Origin of the sequence: Myroides sp. ZB35 (genome assembly GCF_001865835.1) — a bacterium.
GTDB classification, from domain to species: domain Bacteria; phylum Bacteroidota; class Bacteroidia; order Flavobacteriales; family Flavobacteriaceae; genus Flavobacterium; species Flavobacterium odoratimimum.
In genome coordinates this window covers 2,596,682-2,616,343 of sequence record NZ_CP017769.1, presented here as the reverse complement: position 1 = coordinate 2,616,343, position 19,662 = coordinate 2,596,682, and the positions used below count along the sequence as shown (strand labels likewise).

Genomic DNA, 19,662 nt, shown 5'->3' with positions numbered 1-19,662 from the left:
CCTTATTTATACAAGGATTAAGGCTGTTTTATCTCATGGAAAACCGCCTTTTTTGACTACTTTTTATCACTTGTATTCCTTCAATCATAAGTACCAAATCACTCCAACTGATTTGAGTCCGATTATGAATAGGAAAAGCAAAAGTACCTTGTTCTAATCGCTTGTGATATAACACAAAACCACCTGTTTCCCAGTGTAAGAGTTTCATCTGATTACATCGACGATTGATAAAGACGTAGACACTTCCATTATGAGCGACTTGATTAAGCTCGTTTTGAACAAGACCACATAGACTATCGAAACTCTTGCGCATATCACAAGCTGATTTATACAAGTAGAATTGATGGCTACTACTCAGACTAAACATTACACAAGGTTTACTAATGAATAGAGTTCACCCAAGTCTTTCGTTTCTAAACGTAACTTCACTCCATTAGGATACACGATTTCGTATTCTTTACTGTCGGTTTTAGATGTTTCACCTATTGCTATAAAGTTACTTGAGCCTTCTTGCTCTGTTTCACTCTTAAACTTTACTACCCAATAACTAAATGTCGCCAGCTTAATTCCAACACTTTCACAATACTTTGATTGTGTTAATCCACTTGCTTGCCAATCCTCTACATGAGAGTACATAATTTCTTGTTTGCTCATCTCTTTATTATTTAAAGCAAACTTACTTCCTTACATTATATTATGAAACATGCACTTGCTCGGGCGGATACGTTTAAATAGTATAAAAAGGCTTTAATTCAAAAATTAAAGCCTTTTTATACAAGTAATTTTATTAATTCTATTTTGATAATGACAGACAAATTTTCATACAGATTGACACAATCTCAAAAAAAATGAAATAGCACTTAATCTTATCCAAATTTTAGAGGGGAATGCAAAAATTAGAGATGAAACTAGAATTTTTATTTCTAATTGGATTCTAACAGATGGTAGTGAAAAACGAAAAGCCTTTTTTGATGTTTGGGAAATTGTTTTAAAAAATTATTTACCAACTACAAGACCAATCCTATTTCGGTCTTGTCAAAGTGTTGGCAAAGATGGTAAAATAGCAAGTTTTACTAGCCGAATAGAATGTGCTAGAAGATTTAGTCAATGTAAAGGAACTTTAATAATTTGTGACACCAAGGAAACACTTATGTTCGAAAATAAATACTATAAAGTTGGTGGATATAAACGTTCATTTTATCCTTTAGTAGATGTTTTAATAAAAGCAAAGAATGAAGGTGGATGGGGATTTTCAGAGCGAATTTTAAATGATTATATTGGTGAACAAGAATATATTATGAGAATTAATCATGATTGGATGAATTTTTTAAAATGGAGATAATGTTTAAATAGTAATTTATATGAAAATAAAAATTAATAATATTTCTATACTTATATTATTAGGTATGATTTTGTTTTCTTTCTTGGCAGTATTTTTATTTACACAACCAGTTATGATAAAATCCTTTACACTATCAAGTGATGAAACTAGTAATATTGGTAGTACAATTGGTGGAATAACAGCCCCAATAATTGGAATAATTTCGTCTGTTTTACTATTTGTAACACTTTATAAGCAAGTAGAGTCTAATGCTAACCAACGTGTAAAAAATGAAAGTGATTTAATCTTGTTATTAATGAATCAATTAGATAGTGAAATATCTACATTTTATTTTAGTTATACAGAAACTAAAGGTACAGTAAAAAGTGACTTTAATTACTATGGACTACAAGCATTTCATAGATTTATTCAATCTTTAGATACTAACTATTCAATGGTTAGTTTTAAATATACTCTTGGTTCATTTTATCAAACGAAGCAGATATTATTAATTATTAGATCATTTAGATTAATAGAAAAAAGAATTGAAGTAGCCGAACTAACAACAGAGTTTAAAGAAATATATATTGAAAAGCTGAATACTATATATGATTGTAAATTAAAAGAGTCTCTAAAAATACTAGAAAATGTAATCGTTAGAGAGGAAAAACTGCAGGACAAGGCTTCTTCAGAAATATTGGATTTTATTAAGAAAAGAAATAACCTTTCAAATAAATAGATTATAATGCGGCTTAGCCTTTCTATAAAAGGAAACACTAAAGTAAAAGCTATCAAAATATTGGATAACCAATCTAGTAGGTCATCTTATCTTTTTAGTTTTCTGAAATTCCTTTAGCCTTATAATAACAATAAAAGATGTACATAAGGTTCTACACCGTTTATATTAGAAAAAACACATTGTAAATATATTGAAAAAGGTAACAGCAAGTTATGTTTTGAGGCACTCGAAATTACATTCGTACTATCAAAACTACTTGCTCTTGCAGAGAGCTAGAAAACCACTCCGAAGTCGTTTGTTCTTTGTTGAGATAGTTGATAGACTCAAAATATTGAAGGGTATACGAATTTCCGTAATAATCTTAAAGAAAGTTTTAATATGTTTGAAAAGTAATAAATAAAAACAAGAAATGGCTAAAATTTTACTAAGATTGGAGTTTGATAATATATATCCAGACGAAGAAAAAAAAGATATACTAGAATATTTAAAATTAGTTTCTAAATTCTGTCTCGAAAACTTCATTGGTTTTTTTAATGTAAACCCGACAATCAATTATGATAATTTCTTTTCGAATTCCGAAATTAAATATGATGTAATCAAAAGAGTTAATAAATATTGTAGAGTGAATAATATAGAAGATAAACCTGTTGTCATTTCTCCAGAAGCAAGTTTGAAAATTTCTGAATTTATTTTAGCTAATAAAGATTTACTTATAACTAACAAAGAATTAGAAGAAGATATAGATAGAGATGAAATTAATTTGTTTAAATCCTTTTTAAGTATAAACGAAATAATTAATAAAAGAGGTAAACTTAATCTAGAATTTACTGAGGAGAACATTGATAAAATAGCAGAAATATTTTTATCTCTAAAATTTTCCACATCAGATTTAGGACTGTATGACGACAATGATTTTGAATTGCTAGAACTAGCATATACAACATCTTACAAATTTGAGAAATTAATTGATTTTTTATCAGAAAAAGTAGACTACAATTATTTAGTAGATGATTTGTGTAATTATTTTAAGCAAACAGATATACATATTTTAAAGAAGCAAGTGGATTTTTTAATTATACAAGTTTTAAGGTTTACACAACATAATAGCTATAAATTTAAAGTTATTGATCCTAGGACTATTGATTTTCTTGATAGTTTAATAGGGGATGAAATTATTGAAGATAAAGATTTTATACATCTTAGAAACTATCCTTTATATAGAATGGGAAATGGTATTTATACTATTATTAATACTTTTTTTGTTCTTGATAAGTTTACGAAAAGTATTAAATTTTTATTAAAAGATAGTTTTAACAGAAAAAACAATCTAGATACGAATGATAGAGGTTTTTTTAACTTTTATAACAAGGAATTCTCGGAAAATTATTTAATGAAAAACTTACTAGATAGTATTTTTTACAAAAAACATTTTGTTAAACAAGAAGAAGTAAATACTGACGAAAATCAACCTGACTATTATTTTAGACACAATAAAGATTTATTCATTTTTGAGTATAAAGATGTTTTAATAGCCAAGGATGTTAAAGTATCTGGAGATGTAGAACAAATACTACAAACGTTAGAAGGTAAATTTTTAAAAACTCCAAAAACTAAAAAAAGAATAGGTATAGGTCAGTTAATCTCGCATATTGAATTCATATCATCAAATAAATTTGTTTATGATACACAGATAAATGACAATAAATTTTATACTATTTATCCAATTCTTCTTTTATCAGATAGAACTCTAGAAATGTTAGGAGTAAATCATATTTTAAATAATTGGTTTATTGAAAATTTAGAAATAGATAATAAGCATTTTAGTATTAAAAATCTTGTAATTATTAATATTGACACATTAATATTCTATGAACAATATCTTAAACAGAGAAATTACAATTTTAAAGATATGTTGGATACACATATTAAAAAAATGAAAATGGATACTAAAGGTTATGGTAGAAATCAAAGTGAATATGAAGCAAATGTTGAAAAGAAAATAAGTACAAAATTAGCTCCCTTTAGCTATAGGTTCAATAAAAAAATGTTTGATCCTAAATTATTTATTAATTCTTTTTCCTACTTGGTAAATGAAAATAATTCTAATTTCTAAAACAATATCGTAACTGATCTAAGTTACTTTGACTAACTATTGTAATAATAAGTGTGTTAAAAAATCTAGTTACAACAATTTCTTTTAGTACGGACTATTATTATATGGTATTTTTGTTACAATATCCTTAATATATCTCTTTTATGAAAATCACTATATTCTATTCATGGCAATCAAAAAATGACGATAATTATAATAAAACTTTTTTAAATGATTGTATTATGAATGCCATAAATCTCATAGAACAAGAAAATTTCATTCCTGATCTTAAACTAGATTTACAACTCTCTACTGAAAATATACCTGGATCTCCTGAAATTGCTAAAGAGATATCAAATAGAGTGAGAAATTGTGATATTTTTATAGGTGATTTTACTATAATCAATTCTTCAAATAGATTGATTCGATTTATTAACACCCTATTTAATAGAAATAAATATAAACAAAGTAATAATAATGTTGTCGAAGAATGTGCAATTGCTAAAGAACATATTGGACTGAAAAGAATTATTAAAATACAAAATTCAGTATATGGAAATCCATATAAGGATATAAATTTAGCACATTTTGATTCACGACATGAACGTTTTCCTATCCAATATTCGCTCTCATCAAAAAACAGAATTAAAGAAATAAAAGAAGAGGTAGTAAAAAAATTAGTAAAAGAAATAAAGCTATGTATAAATGAAACAATAGATGCACAAGATAATAAATACGCTCCTTTCAAAAGATGGAATTTATGGAAAAGTGAATCTTACTTTAGTCAACCGTTTAAAATAAATGAACACATTAATAATATTAGCGTCCAAATCAAAGATGCAATATCTAATTACAATAAATCAATAAGAATTTTAGGTCTTTCAGGATTAGGAAAAACACGTATTTTGCTGGAATTGTTTAGTATAGACACGTCAATTGAAAGTAAATTATTATCATATCGTGTGCTATATTATGATTTTAGTGAGGAAAGAACTTTGGACTTAGTGGCATATGTATCTAATCTACAAAAAAATGATGAAGATAAAATATTAATTCTAGATAATTGTGATATAGAAGTACATAAAAGGATTCTAAAATATATTAATAAAAGTAACAATAGGCTTTTCCTTATAACTGTAGATTCAAACCCTGAAGAAATAGTACAAAGTATAAATAATCAAATTGACTATATAAAAGTTAATAAGGATGATATGGAATCTATTGTTGATGAGATTATAAAAGAACAAATTTTTGAAAGGAATGAACGTGTGATAGATAGTATAAAGAAATTTTCTAATAATAATCCTTTAATGGCAACTTTGATTTGTAACAATTGGGTAAATGGTAAAGATGAATTAGGTATGTTAGACGACAAATCATTATTACTAAAATTATTAGGAGAAGAAGCTAAAAAAGAAGATACAAGGACTATTTTACGAGCGAGTTCATTGTTTTCAAATTTTGGATTTGAAAAAGATTTAAGTGAACAATTAGAATTTATTGCAACAAACGAAGATATTACTCCTGTAAGTAATTCATCAGATAGTATTATTATACACAAGTTTAGAGATGTTTGTAACCATTATTTGGCACGTGGTATTTTTGAAAAAAGAGGTAGAAAAATACAAATGAGACCTATTCCATTAGCACTTTATTTATCTAGTGAATGGTTAAGTACATGTGATAGTAAAAAAATTCTAAGAATAATAGATTCTATTTCATCTATAGAATCCAATGAACATCGAAATGCACTTGTAGAATCTTTAGCTAACCAAATGCGATATTTTGGGTCCGAACAAAAAGCAATAGATATTGTTGATCGTTTAACTACCCAAAATGGGGCTTTTCATAATGCGGAAGTTTTAAATACAGAAGTAGGTTCACGCCTCTTCCGCTCATTTGTTGAAGTGAATCCAAGATCTACATCATTAGCATTGTGGAATATATTTGGTAAGATGAAAAAAGAAGAATTATTACTTATAAATGAAGGTAGAAGAAACATAATTTGGGCTCTTAATAAACTATGTTTTAATGAATCTTCTTTTGAGCTTAGTACAAAAGTTCTTTTTATGTTTGCCTTAGCAGAAAATGAGCATTGGGCAAATAATTCTGTAGGAGAATTAAGAGCCCTATTTAAAATATTCTTATCAGGTACTCAAGCAAATTTAGATGACCGTTTCAAGATAATAGAATGGGGATATAATAAAAATGACAGTGAATATAAAGAATTAGCTCTAAAGTGTATGGATTCAGCACTTTCTTCATCTCATTTTAGTAGAGTTCTTGGAGCAGAACAACAAGGTCTTGAAACTTTAATAGAATATGAACCAAAGTATGAAGAAATAATTGCTTATTGGAAGAGTATTATCAATTTGATAAAAGAACCAATACAGAATAATAACTATTTAAATGAGAAACGTTTAAAAATTGTTATTGAATCTGTTATATCTTTTATAAAATATGATCAGTCTCAATACATTTTTGATATATTAGAAAATCAATTTGATAAACAAAAATGGAATCATATTGAAGGATTAAATGCTTTAGTTAATGTAAAAAAGTATAATTATAATATATTAAATGATTATACTTTGAATACGATCAATAAATTTGTAGAAAAATTAAGCAAAGATAATTTTAAATTTAAATTTACTCATGGGCTCAAATTATTTGAACATAAAAAAGTAAATGAAGAATTTTCTTCTTCATTTACTTCGTATGAAGAGAGTACTCTTTTTTACAAAAATCTTGGAAAAGAATTCATAGAAGAAAATATTTCATGGGACGATAACTTACCTACCATTCTTTCTTCTGATCCTCTATACACGAATTCATTTGGATTAGAAGTATCTAATCTTATAAAAAATGATAATCCAAAAATAAAACTCTTTATAAATAAATCTTTAGTTGTTTTAAATAGTTTGAATAGAGAGGAAAGGAACTATTCTATAATGGAAGGCTTTGCATGTAATTTAACGTCAACAGATAAAGAATATTTATATAATAACACTATTAAATATCAAAATTTAGAAGATTTATATATTTATTTAATAACATGTGATAAAGAAGGTTTTAAGTATTTTGAAAAATTGATTAATTTAATAAATACTAAACCTGAACATATAATAACATTATGTAGATTTCCTTATTCTAATGCTTTTATAAATTGTAAACCTGAGCAATTAATTATTTTTTTTAAAGAATTATTAAGAATAAATGTTTTTTTTGTGTCTTTTATTAGTGAAATTCTTTTTTCTATTTTAAGAAATAATGTTAATTATACAATACAAATTAAAAATTACACCAAGGAATTCATCATGGAATATGGTGAATATTTTAATCTATCTGATTATAAGATTAGTATGTTTATGATTGAGGTTCTAAATAGTGAAAATTCGTCTAAGATTGCTCAAAAGTATAATAATATTATAATTAAATCTGTCACATTAGAAAATGTATTTAGTGTAAAACATACAGCTCAACAAATCTATAGCATACTACTCTCAGAATATTTTGATGATATTTGGCCAGAATTAAGTAATAGTTTAATAGGTATAAATGAAAATTATGCGAAATTTTACGCATTTAAAAATATCTTAGGAGCTAAAATTGGAGGTTTAAGAAGTAGTAGTATAGGACTTCTTTTTGAAAATAATAACATTGATAAAATTTTTGAATGGGCGGAAGAAAATAAAGAAATTGCACCTGCAAGACTAGCAGAGCTAATTCCTATTTATGATGGACAAAATGATATATATAACAAACTCAATCCTATTGCCGAAAGATTATTATCTCTATATGGAGAAAGCGAAAAAGTAATTAGTGGTTTTAGTTCAAATATGGGAAGTTTTGTTTGGTCTGGTTCTGTTATTCCATTATTAGAAGGGAAAATGGAAATATTTAGTACTTTATCAAGGCATAAAAGTGATAATCTCAGAAATTGGGCTATTAATAAACTTAACTTAACAAAGAAAGAAATTCAATTTGAAAAAGATAGAGATGAAGAAATATATTTGTAACAACAGTAAAGATGGTTTGTTTAATTTATTAGCTGATGCTTTAACAAAAGTTTTGAATCTTTTTAATTTTGTAGAGTTTTTTAAACTTTTTGTAGTCTTTATTTATTGTAGGAGGAAAAAAAGTACTTGTGATGAAGAAAAAAAACGATATGTTAGTCGTATTGCAATAGATATTTTTATTTTTTTAAAATGGATTTTACTTATAGTTTTAATTTTAAAAGAATATGAAAGTTGTTTTACTACTAAAATTATCTGGTATCTTTTATTTTTTAACTTATACACTTATTTTTATTATCATATTTGGAAGAGTGAAAATGTAATTGAATTCAAAAGTATAGAGCGTACAAGAGGTCGATTTATTAATTTAATAAGTTCGATAATTTTCTCTAATTTTTGTTTTGCTTATTTATATAAGTACTGTTATACTGAGTCATTCCAATGGGGAGAAAAAGGAGATTTGGGTATAAGTAATTCCTTATGGTTTAGTTTTGCTAATTCTTTAACAGTAGATTATGATTTGATAGTCCCTAAAAATGAATTAGGTCATAATTTAGTTACTTTACAAGTAATAGTTAGTTTTATATTTTTAACTATGATTCTTGGAAATTCGATACCAAAAAGTAACTAAATTCTAAATTGTATTTAAATGTAGATACAATATATTTTGTAGACGTATTGAAAATTATTATTCTTAAAATTACATATTGGAATTATATAATAATTATCTTAGTTTTTCGAATGAAGCAATTCCAATCATAGTTTAAAACTTTCGTAATAAGGTGCTCACGACAATTCAAAAAAGCGAACATCCCTATTTATAAAGCATACGAAGTAAAAGAGGCTAACCCTCTTTCTCCGCTGAAAAGCCCGATAACACTCGTTATCGGGGTATGCACCCGAGCAAGTACATCTTGTGAGATCTAATTATTCTTCTACATTATCCAGGATAATTTTCTTGTAATTATGAGGATATAAGTCAGCGATATTCTTGTGGTTGATGGATTGAATATTTTCAAGAACATACTTTAGCCATTTATATGGATTAATGTCATGCTTTTTGCAGTTAGCAAAAAACGTATAGGCCATAGCTGCTCTTTGTGCTGCATCATGAGAACCGGCAAAGAGATAGTTTTTACGACCAATTGCTACAGGTCTGATTACATTTTCAACAAGATTATTGTCTATCTGCAAGTTTCCATTGTGTAAGTAATCACTTAGATTACTCCATCTTTTTTGAGAGTACACAAAAGCTTTACCTATTCTACTTTGAGGTAAGGTAAGATTCATCTGAGCAATCATATATTTACCAAGCTTGTTGATGATTGGTAAACTTTCATCTAGACGAAGTTCTTTGATTTGGTCAGGAGCTAAGTCTTGTTCTTTAGCTTTTCTCTCTATAGCATATAACTTCTGTATTTCTACTAGTACATGCTGGGCCCTTTTTCTATCGTTATCTAAAGCTTTTTCAAATTCACGTCGAGCATGTGCCCAACAAGCAAGATGTGTAACATCTGACTTATTTCCATAGGCTTGGTAGCCGCTAAATCCATCAGTTTGCAGATATCCTTTGAAGTTTTTTAATATAGGCAGTGCAGCACTACCGCTACGAGTAGGACTGTAATTAAACATTACAAGCTTGGATATAGGTGCGTGATACACCCAATAGTAGCCAAGATGAGTTTTGTCTTTCTTTTTCTCATCTAAGACTTTGATGGTGGTTTCATCAACTTGGAGATAACCTTCGTTTTTGATGTCCATCACCAGCTTTTGGTATAGTGGCTTTAAAGCATCCATGCTTTGAGCCGCCCAACCATCTATTGTAGAAGAAGCTATATCGATGTTTTCTCTGGAAAAGCGTTGCTTTTGTCTATAAAGAGGAAGGTGGTCAACATATTTATCTACAAGTATTGTGGATAATAATCCCTCTGAAGGGATTCCTTTATCTATAATTCGCTCAGGAAGCTCACCAATACTAATTTGAGTGTTGTCTTTACCTTTAGTAGCGTATTTATATCGGATGTAACGCTTGATTTTAAAGTAACCTGGAACATAATCTAACACATCTGTAGTTTCTTTACCAATGCAAATCATATCAGATAAATCTCCCTCAGGATGTATTTCTATTTCTTCTACGGGTAAATGATCTGGTAGTTTAGCTCGTCCTGGATGTTTCTTTTTCTCACGAGAGTAGGTAATCTCTTGTTTGATTACTTCTTCTTGTTCCTCTAAGACTGCTTGTTCAACATCTAAAGGTAATTGAGTTTGATTGGGATCCTCAAAACGTTCTCGGCTTTGACCGAACTTCATGCGCTCAAGTAGCTTTACACGATATTCCAGTTCTGTATTTTTTTCTTCTAGTTTAGAGGTCTTTTCTTCTAAGCTAGTAGTTTTCTTCTCTAACTTAGTATTTACTTTTTCTTGTTTGGAAATAGTCTTTTGGGCTTTGGTTAAAAGTGCCAAAAGTTCTTGTTTCGATAAGTTTTCTAAGTCTATTTCCATGAAGTAAATATACGTCAAAAGCCTTATTTATACAAGGATTAAGGCTGTTTTATCTCATGGAAAACCGCCTTTTTTGACTACTTTTTATCACTTGTATTCCTTCAATCATAAGTACCAAATCACTCCAACTGATTTGAGTCCGATTATGAATAGGAAAAGCAAAAGTACCTTGTTCTAATCGCTTGTGATATAACACAAAACCACCTGTTTCCCAGTGTAAGAGTTTCATCTGATTACATCGACGATTGATAAAGACGTAGACACTTCCATTATGAGCGACTTGATTAAGCTCGTTTTGAACAAGACCACATAGACTATCGAAACTCTTGCGCATATCACAAGCTGATTTATACAAGTAGAATTGATGGCTACTACTCAGACTAAACATTACACAAGGTTTACTAATGAATAGAGTTCACCCAAGTCTTTCGTTTCTAAACGTAACTTCACTCCATTAGGATACACGATTTCGTATTCTTTACTGTCGGTTTTAGATGTTTCACCTATTGCTATAAAGTTACTTGAGCCTTCTTGCTCTGTTTCACTCTTAAACTTTACTACCCAATAACTAAATGTCGCCAGCTTAATTCCAACACTTTCACAATACTTTGATTGTGTTAATCCACTTGCTTGCCAATCCTCTACATGAGAGTACATAATTTCTTGTTTGCTCATCTCTTTATTATTTAAAGCAAACTTACTTCCTTACATTATATTATGAAACATGCACTTGCTCGGGCGGATACTTATCGGGCTTTTTTATGCTTTATTGCTCCCTTCTTTTACTTAAAAAATAAAATATCTTATCCCATACTACACTAATTAGGTACACGAAATAAACTTTATTTATTGCGCACCTTTCTACTGTTATTATGAATAAATTTAACTGAATAAAAAAACGTCAGCCTAACATAAATAAGCTGACGTTTTTGTTGTATTCAAAGCAGCATTGAAAATCCCTTACTAAAACGAGTTTTTCAATTTTATACTTAATTAGTTTCTTTTTTACTTACTTTATTTATTCTCTCTTGAATATCTTTCCAATCATAATAATGAAATACTTTACCGTTACTCATCATTACCAGCATACCTTGATTAAAAATATTACTCACCCCTAAAGAAGTTACCTCTAAGCCATCACATTCAATTGCAGAAACAGGTATCTTAGCAATTAATCTGTGTTCATGAGGGTTTCCCTGTTCACCTTCCCTAGGATAAATTAAAATTGAATTATCTTGTTGATCTGAAACAATAATATACCCCGAATTAGCATCTTTTTTATAAATAGCTATTCCTTCATGATCTCTCTTAGCATCACCTTTAACAAAGAAAGCCAACTCTTCATTTCCTTTTTCTGGATCAGCATAGTATTTGCGCAATCCTGCTGTTTCATCAGAGTAATAGACGTAACCTAGCTCCTGGTCTACTGCAATAGCTTCTATTTCTTTTTTTCCACTATAAACACCAAACTTTCTTTTTAACACCAAATTTATCTGACCTTCCTTATTCGCTTGCAGAGCATATTGCCATAAATACTCATTAGAAGGGCCACTTTTACGTCCTACAATAGCATAGATTTGCTTATTATCATCCTCTTTCTTCTCATATAAAGCGATTCCCATTGGTTCACTATACCCATCCTCTTCTTCTCCTTCAAAAACTTTTAAACCACCTTGATCAATTGGCGTTAACTCTGGTAATTTAAAAACTCTTATTGCATTTGCATTTCTCTCTGTAACAACAGCAATATCAATCACCATATCTTTATACAAAAAACCATAAGCAATATCAACATTATTTGGACGTGCCATATCAATAAACTTATGTACGATTTTACCTTGTAAGTCATATGCATATACTCCCCCTTCATCTTCTTTATCTGTTCCTATAATTAAGCTTTTAGATTGATCTATTGGATTAATCCAAATAGCAGGATCATCTGTATCAAAAACTGTTTGCTCTGTAACAATTGTTGGCTGAATAGCATCTGGGGCTATAGGAGCTAACTTATCTTTACAACTACTCAATAATCCTAAGACCGCTAAAGAGTATAAAAATCTATATTTCATTATTTCTACTTTTTTATTTGATGTGTAAATAAAACCTTTGCTTCTTTCTTACCTGCTTGAACTACCTGAACTATTAATTCATTATCTAAAATAGTGAAAGTCATAAAACCTGGTTCTGCAGCGGCAAAAATGGTATGCTCCATATCTCCAGAAGCTCGAACTTCACTCGCTGCACCAGAAAGAAATTGTGTGGTATAACGATGTTTAGGCTTGATAATTTGCAGGTCATGTTCATGTCCACATATATAAGCATCTACTTTATGTCTATCAAAAAAATCCGCAAACTTTAAAGCAAAACCTTGTGTATCTTTATTTTCTTTACGCTTTCCTCCACTGTACATTGGATGATGTCCTACTACAATCTTCCATTTTATAGTATCATCTTCTTTACCTAAAGTTTCTTCAAGCCATTTCATTTGTTGTTCGGTGTCTTGTTGTCGTAAATCACCGTATTTACTTCTCTTGTGATAACTTTCTATAAATGGATTTGTATCCATTACTACTAACAATACCTTCTCACCATTATCTAATTTAAACTCTTTACTATAATAACGGTCTGGCATATTCCAACGTCTACTAATATTAGTATAATCTATTTGTGCTTGAACATTACCTAAATAATCATGATTTCCCAAAGCTACATACCAATCAGCATATAAAGATGGATTAGTATATATACTCTCAAACGAAGATATCCAATGATAATCGCTTGTGCTAGCAACTCCATTTGGGTAAAAATTATCACCTACTGATACTACAAATTCACCATCTAATACTACCATTGCATTTCCCATTTCTCTAGCCACATCTTTCTGGTAATAATCCCCTACACGTCCAAAATCTCCCATGACAATAAAGTTAAAACTATTCTCTTTGAGAGTTAAACTTGGAATATTACTTCCTGTATACCCCGTACTTTTTTCATATTCAAAAGGAGTCTGTGCTTGTATTGTAGCAGTACAAACTGCTAATAATAAACTATATATTATTTTTTTCATGATAGATTGTATAATAAAACTAGGGCGAATATTCTTCGCCCTAATTTCTATAGATATTTATTTATTAGAAATCAAACTTAAGTCCTAAAGTAAATTTAGGTTGGTAATACTCCATTTGTTTTACTCTATGACTCACTCCTTGATAATATCTTAGGGGTTGATTAGTCAAGTTATTTGCTTCAGCAAACACACGTAAATATGAAGTTATTTTATACGAAGCATTTGCATCCAAGAATAATTGTTTATCATAATAACTATCTTCAAAACTATTTCCTCCTAATGCATCTAAATAATCTGAAGAGTAATTTAATGATACACGGGCTGAGAAACGATCATTCTCCCAAGACAACGAACCATTAAACATATGCGGCGCTGCACCAGGTAACTCCATGTTTTTTCTTATCTCTCCATCTTCATTAGCTATTCCCTTAGCTTCTGTATATGTATAAGTATAATTCACATAGACTCCTAGACCTTTCCAAAATTTACCAGGTATAAAATCAAATTGTCTTTGAAAAGCCACCTCTACTCCAAACAAGTTTACTTGGTCTCCATTTCTTTGTTGCATAAACTTCCATTTGTCCTCTGATTGAATAGGATTAACTTGTCCGGGAAACAACTCGTTAAAGTTCTCATGTGTAAAAGAATCAGATCTATAGTTATAGATAAAATCTTTTAAGTTCTTATAAAAAACACCAGCAGAAAACATTCCTACAGATTGAAAATATTTTTCTGCCATTAAATCAAAGTTATAAGCATAAGTTGCCTTTAAGTCTGGGTTACCTGCAGATACCATATTATCTTGAGATACCACATTAATATATGGAGCTAAGGCATAATAGTCAGGTCTAGCTAAAGCAGTCGTAAAGGCTGCTCTATAAATCCAATCTGAATCTGTCTGATATTTAAAAGTAACACTAGGCAATACATTAGTATAATTATTTGTATTACTAACCTCTCCTATTAAGTCGCTTTCATCTACAATATGATTACCTGTATAATCTATACTTGTATGTTCAATTCGAGCTCCCAATATCATAGATAATTTCTCATTGAAGTCTTGATCCCAACGAATATATCCTGCATATATATTTTCTTTAGCTTTATAGTTTAAAGCTAAATATTCTCCTGGCACTGCCTCCTTCTTAAATAAATTAGAATTGTGGAAATCTAATCCTCCTAAATATTGATTTGAAGCAAAATGTCCTGGAACATATTTATTACCTGGTTGAAAACCAGATCCATCATAATAACTACCAGGTACAGTAGCTAAATTGCCAATGGTATTCGTTCCTATTGGAGAGAACTCATAGAACATATTCTCTCTCTTTTTATCTTTTAGTCGAAGACGACCTCCGAATCTTAAACGTCCTTTTTGATCTTCAACAACAGAAAAAGGAACTCTAAAATTTAATTTAGCACCAAACTCGCTATCCTTTGTGAAATTATCATTTTCTGATAACTTTCTCAATGAAAAGTTATCTGGTTGATCTCCTAATGCAGTTACTAGTGGATATTTTCCATTAGTTAAATCTTCTTGCATCGCGACTTTCTTATTTTGAAAATCTATATAACGTTCTCCTGGACGATCTTCTGATGCACGTGAATAATTAACAGACCAATCCATATCTAAATTACTAGACCATAAATGCGTTCCACTTAATGCATAATTCTGGATTCTTTGATCTTCTAAACGAGTGTTTTTATTTCTATTATTATCAAGTCCTCCCTTTGTTTCTCTTCTTATATCGCCTGTAAACCCAGTGATATTGTTGTCTTGATCATACTCTGGCTTAATACCTCTGTAACGCACACGATAACGATTCTCTCTGTCATCTCTCCAGTTATACATTGCACTAGCATAGATAGTATGATTATCATTAATCTTATAATCAAAAGCTCCTGAGAAACTACGACGAACACGTTGTACATCGTACTTACGAATGTCATATTCGCTCATATAAATATTGTCATACTTATCCTCACTCCATACTCCCTCTACATTATCTGATCCAAAATTATTACTATTATAAGAACCACTTAAGATCATTCCGAATTTAGAATCTAAAAAACGATTACCATACACAAAACTTCCTATATAATTTCCTTTGTCTCTTATAGGGTTAAGTCCGCCTGCTAGAGTTGCCGAAATACGCTCACCATAAGGTGAAGCACGAGTAATCAAATCAACAGATCCTCCTATGGCATCAGCATCCATATCAGGTGTTAAGGTTTTGTTTACTTCTATAGAAGATATCATATCCGCAGGAATTAAATCCATCTGAACATTTCTATTATCTCCTTCTGCTGAAGGAATACGATCTCCATTTAATGTAACAGAATTTAAACTAGGAGCTAAACCACGGATAACTATATTACGGGCTTCTCCTTGATCATTTTGCATTGTGATTCCTGGTACACGTTTTAGAGCATCACCAATATTAGAATCAGGGAAACGCCCTACTTGGTCTGCTGAAATAACATTAGTAACATTAGCATTATTCATCTGTTGATTTAATGCTTTAGCTTGTCCTTTTAAACGTTCTCCTATTACTACAATACCTTCTAAGGTTTCTACATCTGTTGAAAGACTTAAATTAATAACTTTATTATGTCCTGAACTCACTTCTACTTCTTGTTCTACTGAAGTATAGCCAATATAACTTACTGATAAGACATATTTCCCTTCTGGAATATTTAAAAATTCATAATACCCATTATTGTTACTTACCGTATATTGCTTGCCATTATCTAATAAAACAGCTGCACCTGGTAATGAACTCTTATCACCAGAGTCTATTACTCTTCCTGACACAATTCCTTTTTTAACACTATTATTTTGTCCTTGTATTGGTATTGCAAAACAAATTGCAAATAAGAAAAATAAGTACTTTAATTTCATAATAATAACATTGAATAGTTTTGCTAGCAAACTTAGTATCAACCTATCAAGTCAATGTTTAGTTAATATTATTAATAAACAAATTACTATATTTTAAAATAGATATAAAATAAACGAAAATAGAATCAATAAAAAACCATATATCTAAATAAACACACTTTAATTCAACAAATCCACACACAATTACTAAAATTACCAATCAAACCAACATTAACGATTTATTAATTATCTATTCCAACGTTAATTTACTGAAAACAACAAGCCCTTATAGGATATCTATAAGGGCTTGTTTATACATAAAAAAACTTATCTAATTAATTACTTTTATTCTCAATAGACACACCTTCTAGGGCAGGATCATTAACTAAAGCATACGAAGTATATTTTCTGATAGGAACTATTTCCTTCTTACTTTCCACACCATTCTCACCCTTAATCGTTATGAACTGTTTACCTTCACTAGTTAAACTTATAGCAGAATAAGGTATCTCTATAACATCTTTATACACTAACGAAATCACCACTCTATTCTCTGCAATCCCTTCTCCATTTAGTTTTAAACCTTCTATCACTTGAGGTGATTTATCTAAAAAGAAAATATTTGTATCATTCTTAAGATTTACTTTGATAGGAATGCGTTGCCCTTCCTTAGTTTCAAATGAGCTTACAAGGGTATTCTGTCCTGTCATACCTTGTTTCCATTGTACCATATCACTAGTAGGTATTTCAAAAAACACATCATAGCCCACTATAGTATATAAACTATGCTTATCATTCGCTGTCAATATATCGCCTACTTTTACAGTGATATTCTTTACTACACCACTATATTCAGACTTAACAGCATATCTACTATACTTGGTATCTGATGCATTTATTTTATCACTTAGCTCAACTACATTCTTACGCAACTCTTCCACAACTTCACGTTGTTTAACAAAAGCGACACTGTCTCTTCTAGCTAATTTTTGTAATCTATTCTCTGCACGTTCTAAATCTTTCTTGAGCCCTTTGTATTCACTCTGTTCTTTATCTTTCTCTTTCTTAGAGACCTGTAGACTCCCCACCTCTACTTCATAGATTACCTGTCCTTCTGAGACTGCCTGTCCTTCTTTTATAAAAAGTGACACTACCTTCCCTTCTATAGACTCCTTGACAGGTGTGTTAAATTTCATTTTCACCTTAGCTGTATACTCCTTTGTATAGGTATGGTATTTACTATTCAACACTAACACCGTAGGAGCCACATTCTCTTTCACTACTTCAGTTTTCTCCTCTTCCTCTTCTAAGACTACTTCTTTTTCAGGTTGAATTACTTCCTCAGTAGCCGCAATCGTTGTAGACTCAGTCACCTCCTTTTCTCCACCTTTATCTTTATTTCCATAATAACCTACCCCTACTAAGAATACAATACTTAGAAGTGTCATTATAATCTGCTGAAGTTTTACATTTTTTTTATTCATAACCCACTCTTATCCTTACAAAGATAACTAACTGATGCAAAGGACTGAAAAAAAACAATCCAAACATCTAAATTACAATAAAAAAAACCAATATTGTAAACAATATTGGTTTCATCCTCAATCAAAAATCTACTAGAGTATACTAATGTCCTCCCAAAGCTCTATATAAATCAACTAGCGACGCTAAATGATCTCTTTTTAACTCTGCAAAACTCAAACTACTCTGCAATGCTAAACTCTGTGCATTAATAACCTCTAAGTAAGATGCCTTATCCATCTCAAACATAAATTTGATATTAGCTAAAGAAGTGTTTAGAATATTCACTCGCTTTTGCATCATCTCTTCTTTTTGAGATAGTTTATCGATTTTTACCAATGCATTATGTACATCCGTAAAACCAACTATAACTTTATTTTTAAATTCTATACCTGCTTTTTCTCGTTCTACAACAGCGATTTCATAAGCTGTTCTTAACTTCTTCTGATTAAATATAGGCTGTATTAAACCACCACCAAACATACCAAATAAAGAGGCTGGTGTCTTAAACCACTGTGAACTTTCAAATGCATTTAATCCTCCTTGAGCAGATATAATCAAATTAGGATACATCTGCCCTTGAGCTGCTCCTACTTTTGCATTAGCTGCTTTTAAAGCATATTCTGCTACTTGTACATCTGGACGAGTACTTAAAAAATCCGCAGGTACTCCTGTATTTAAATCTGTTGAAAAATTTAAATCACTAATCGTAACAGAGCGAGATATAGCCTGCGGATAATTATTTAAAAGCAAATTCAATCCACTTTCTTGTAAGGCAATTTCTTGCTCTATCTGAGGTAATAATTCTTTTGATTCTAACCACTGTGCCTCTGCTTGTTGCATCGCTACAATAGTCTCGTTACCTACCTCGAACATCTTTTTAGTTAATAAGTATGTACTCTCACGAAGTGCAATACCTTCTATCGCTATTTCGAGCTGTTCGTCTAACATTAGTAAGTTGATATAACTAGTAGCTACCTCTGCTACTAATCTATTTTGGATAGCTCTCTTTACCTCTTCCGTCTGCATCATAGTCGCTAATACAGCTTCCTTCTCCCTTCTAAGCTTCCCCCATATATCTAACTCCCATGATAAATCAAGGCTTGCTGTAAAATCATCATTAACACGTCCTGCCCCACTAGCCGCCAATTGGCTATTCTTAGAAGACTCTGTTCTACTACCGGCTACATTCATTGTCAACTGTGGTAATAGCGCCATTTTTGACTGAGTGAATAACAACCTTGTTTGTTCGATATTTTTAACAGCAACTTGTAAATCAGCATTGCGCTCTAATGCAGATTCAATCAAACTCGTTAATTCAGTGTTCTTAAAGAATTCCGAATAACTCAACTTCGCTAGATTATTAGCTGTAGTATCAGAAGCAGTCTCTTGATAAAACTGCTCTGGTGTGTCTACAGTTGGTCTTTCATAATTCTTACCTACTTTACAAGCAGTTAATAATGTCGAACCAATCGCTATATATACTATTTTTCTCATTGTTTTCTTGTTTTGAACTACCATTA

15 protein-coding genes are annotated in these 19,662 nt (G+C 30.1%); 5 read left to right on the top strand and 10 right to left on the bottom strand.

Annotation, left to right across the window (positions count from 1 at the left end; translation table 11 throughout):
- Positions 1 to 28 precede the first annotated feature (28 nt).
- Together tnpB (BK054_RS11680) and tnpA (BK054_RS11675) are read right to left on the bottom strand one after the other, a co-directional pair.
- Positions 29 to 367: an IS66 family insertion sequence element accessory protein TnpB gene (tnpB, locus tag BK054_RS11680; protein WP_071307249.1), complete on the bottom strand. Its 339-nt coding sequence runs from the start codon at positions 365 to 367 to the stop codon at positions 29 to 31.
- Positions 367 to 654, bottom strand: coding sequence for an IS66 family insertion sequence element accessory protein TnpA (gene tnpA / locus BK054_RS11675; RefSeq protein WP_006258245.1), 288 nt, complete (start codon positions 652 to 654; stop codon positions 367 to 369). The genes tnpB (BK054_RS11680) and tnpA (BK054_RS11675) overlap by 1 nt, the downstream gene beginning before the upstream one ends.
- A 496-nt stretch (positions 655 to 1,150) precedes the next feature.
- On the opposite strand from tnpA (BK054_RS11675), the gene BK054_RS18460 reads away from it, so the two are divergent.
- The 5 genes from BK054_RS18460 to BK054_RS11650 all read left to right on the top strand — a co-directional run bounded on the left by BK054_RS18460 (position 1,151) and on the right by BK054_RS11650 (position 8,799).
- Positions 1,151 to 1,342: a hypothetical protein gene (locus BK054_RS18460; RefSeq protein ID WP_198032303.1), complete on the top strand. Its 192-nt coding sequence runs from the start codon at positions 1,151 to 1,153 to the stop codon at positions 1,340 to 1,342.
- Between the two features lie 19 nt (positions 1,343 to 1,361).
- A complete protein-coding gene (locus BK054_RS11665) occupies positions 1,362 to 2,060 on the top strand; it encodes a hypothetical protein (RefSeq protein ID WP_071307276.1) in 699 nt (232 codons plus the stop codon).
- 409 nt (positions 2,061 to 2,469) lie between these two features.
- Positions 2,470 to 4,173 (top strand): hypothetical protein, encoded by a 1,704-nt coding sequence (locus BK054_RS11660; RefSeq protein WP_071307275.1) that lies wholly within the window; start codon positions 2,470 to 2,472, stop codon positions 4,171 to 4,173.
- A gap of 143 nt (positions 4,174 to 4,316) precedes the next feature.
- On the top strand, positions 4,317 to 8,171 hold the full coding sequence (locus tag BK054_RS11655; RefSeq protein ID WP_071307274.1) for a hypothetical protein: 3,855 nt from the start codon (positions 4,317 to 4,319) through the stop codon (positions 8,169 to 8,171).
- Positions 8,152 to 8,799, top strand: coding sequence for a hypothetical protein (locus BK054_RS11650; protein WP_071307273.1), 648 nt, complete (start codon positions 8,152 to 8,154; stop codon positions 8,797 to 8,799). The genes BK054_RS11655 and BK054_RS11650 overlap by 20 nt, the downstream gene beginning before the upstream one ends.
- 296 nt (positions 8,800 to 9,095) lie before the next feature.
- Here the strand turns inward: BK054_RS11650 and tnpC are convergent, their stop codons facing one another.
- The 8 genes from tnpC to BK054_RS11610 form a co-directional block, all read right to left on the bottom strand.
- Positions 9,096 to 10,670 carry an IS66 family transposase gene (gene tnpC / locus BK054_RS11645; RefSeq protein ID WP_071307250.1) on the bottom strand — a complete coding sequence of 525 codons (1,575 nt, stop codon included), beginning with the start codon at positions 10,668 to 10,670 and terminating at the stop codon, positions 9,096 to 9,098.
- Positions 10,671 to 10,719: 49 nt separating this feature from the next.
- Complete coding sequence (gene tnpB / locus BK054_RS11640; RefSeq protein WP_071307249.1) at positions 10,720 to 11,058, bottom strand: IS66 family insertion sequence element accessory protein TnpB; 339 nt, start codon at positions 11,056 to 11,058, stop codon at positions 10,720 to 10,722.
- Complete coding sequence (gene tnpA, locus BK054_RS11635) at positions 11,058 to 11,345, bottom strand: IS66 family insertion sequence element accessory protein TnpA (protein WP_006258245.1); 288 nt, start codon at positions 11,343 to 11,345, stop codon at positions 11,058 to 11,060. Before tnpA (BK054_RS11635) ends, tnpB (BK054_RS11640) begins: the two co-directional genes overlap by 1 nt.
- A gap of 314 nt (positions 11,346 to 11,659) precedes the next feature.
- A complete protein-coding gene (locus tag BK054_RS11630) occupies positions 11,660 to 12,739 on the bottom strand; it encodes a phytase (protein WP_071307272.1) in 1,080 nt (359 codons plus the stop codon).
- Positions 12,740 to 12,744: 5 nt separating this feature from the next.
- Complete coding sequence (locus BK054_RS11625) at positions 12,745 to 13,737, bottom strand: metallophosphoesterase (protein ID WP_071307271.1); 993 nt, start codon at positions 13,735 to 13,737, stop codon at positions 12,745 to 12,747.
- A gap of 64 nt (positions 13,738 to 13,801) precedes the next feature.
- A complete protein-coding gene (locus tag BK054_RS11620) occupies positions 13,802 to 16,639 on the bottom strand; it encodes a TonB-dependent receptor (RefSeq protein WP_071307270.1) in 2,838 nt (945 codons plus the stop codon).
- Positions 16,640 to 16,953: 314 nt separating this feature from the next.
- A complete protein-coding gene (locus tag BK054_RS11615; RefSeq protein WP_071307269.1) occupies positions 16,954 to 18,102 on the bottom strand; it encodes a biotin/lipoyl-binding protein in 1,149 nt (382 codons plus the stop codon).
- Positions 18,103 to 18,244: 142 nt separating this feature from the next.
- Positions 18,245 to 19,660, bottom strand: a complete 1,416-nt coding sequence (locus BK054_RS11610; protein ID WP_006263233.1) for an efflux transporter outer membrane subunit — start codon at positions 19,658 to 19,660, stop codon at positions 18,245 to 18,247.
- Positions 19,661 to 19,662 lie beyond the last annotated feature (2 nt).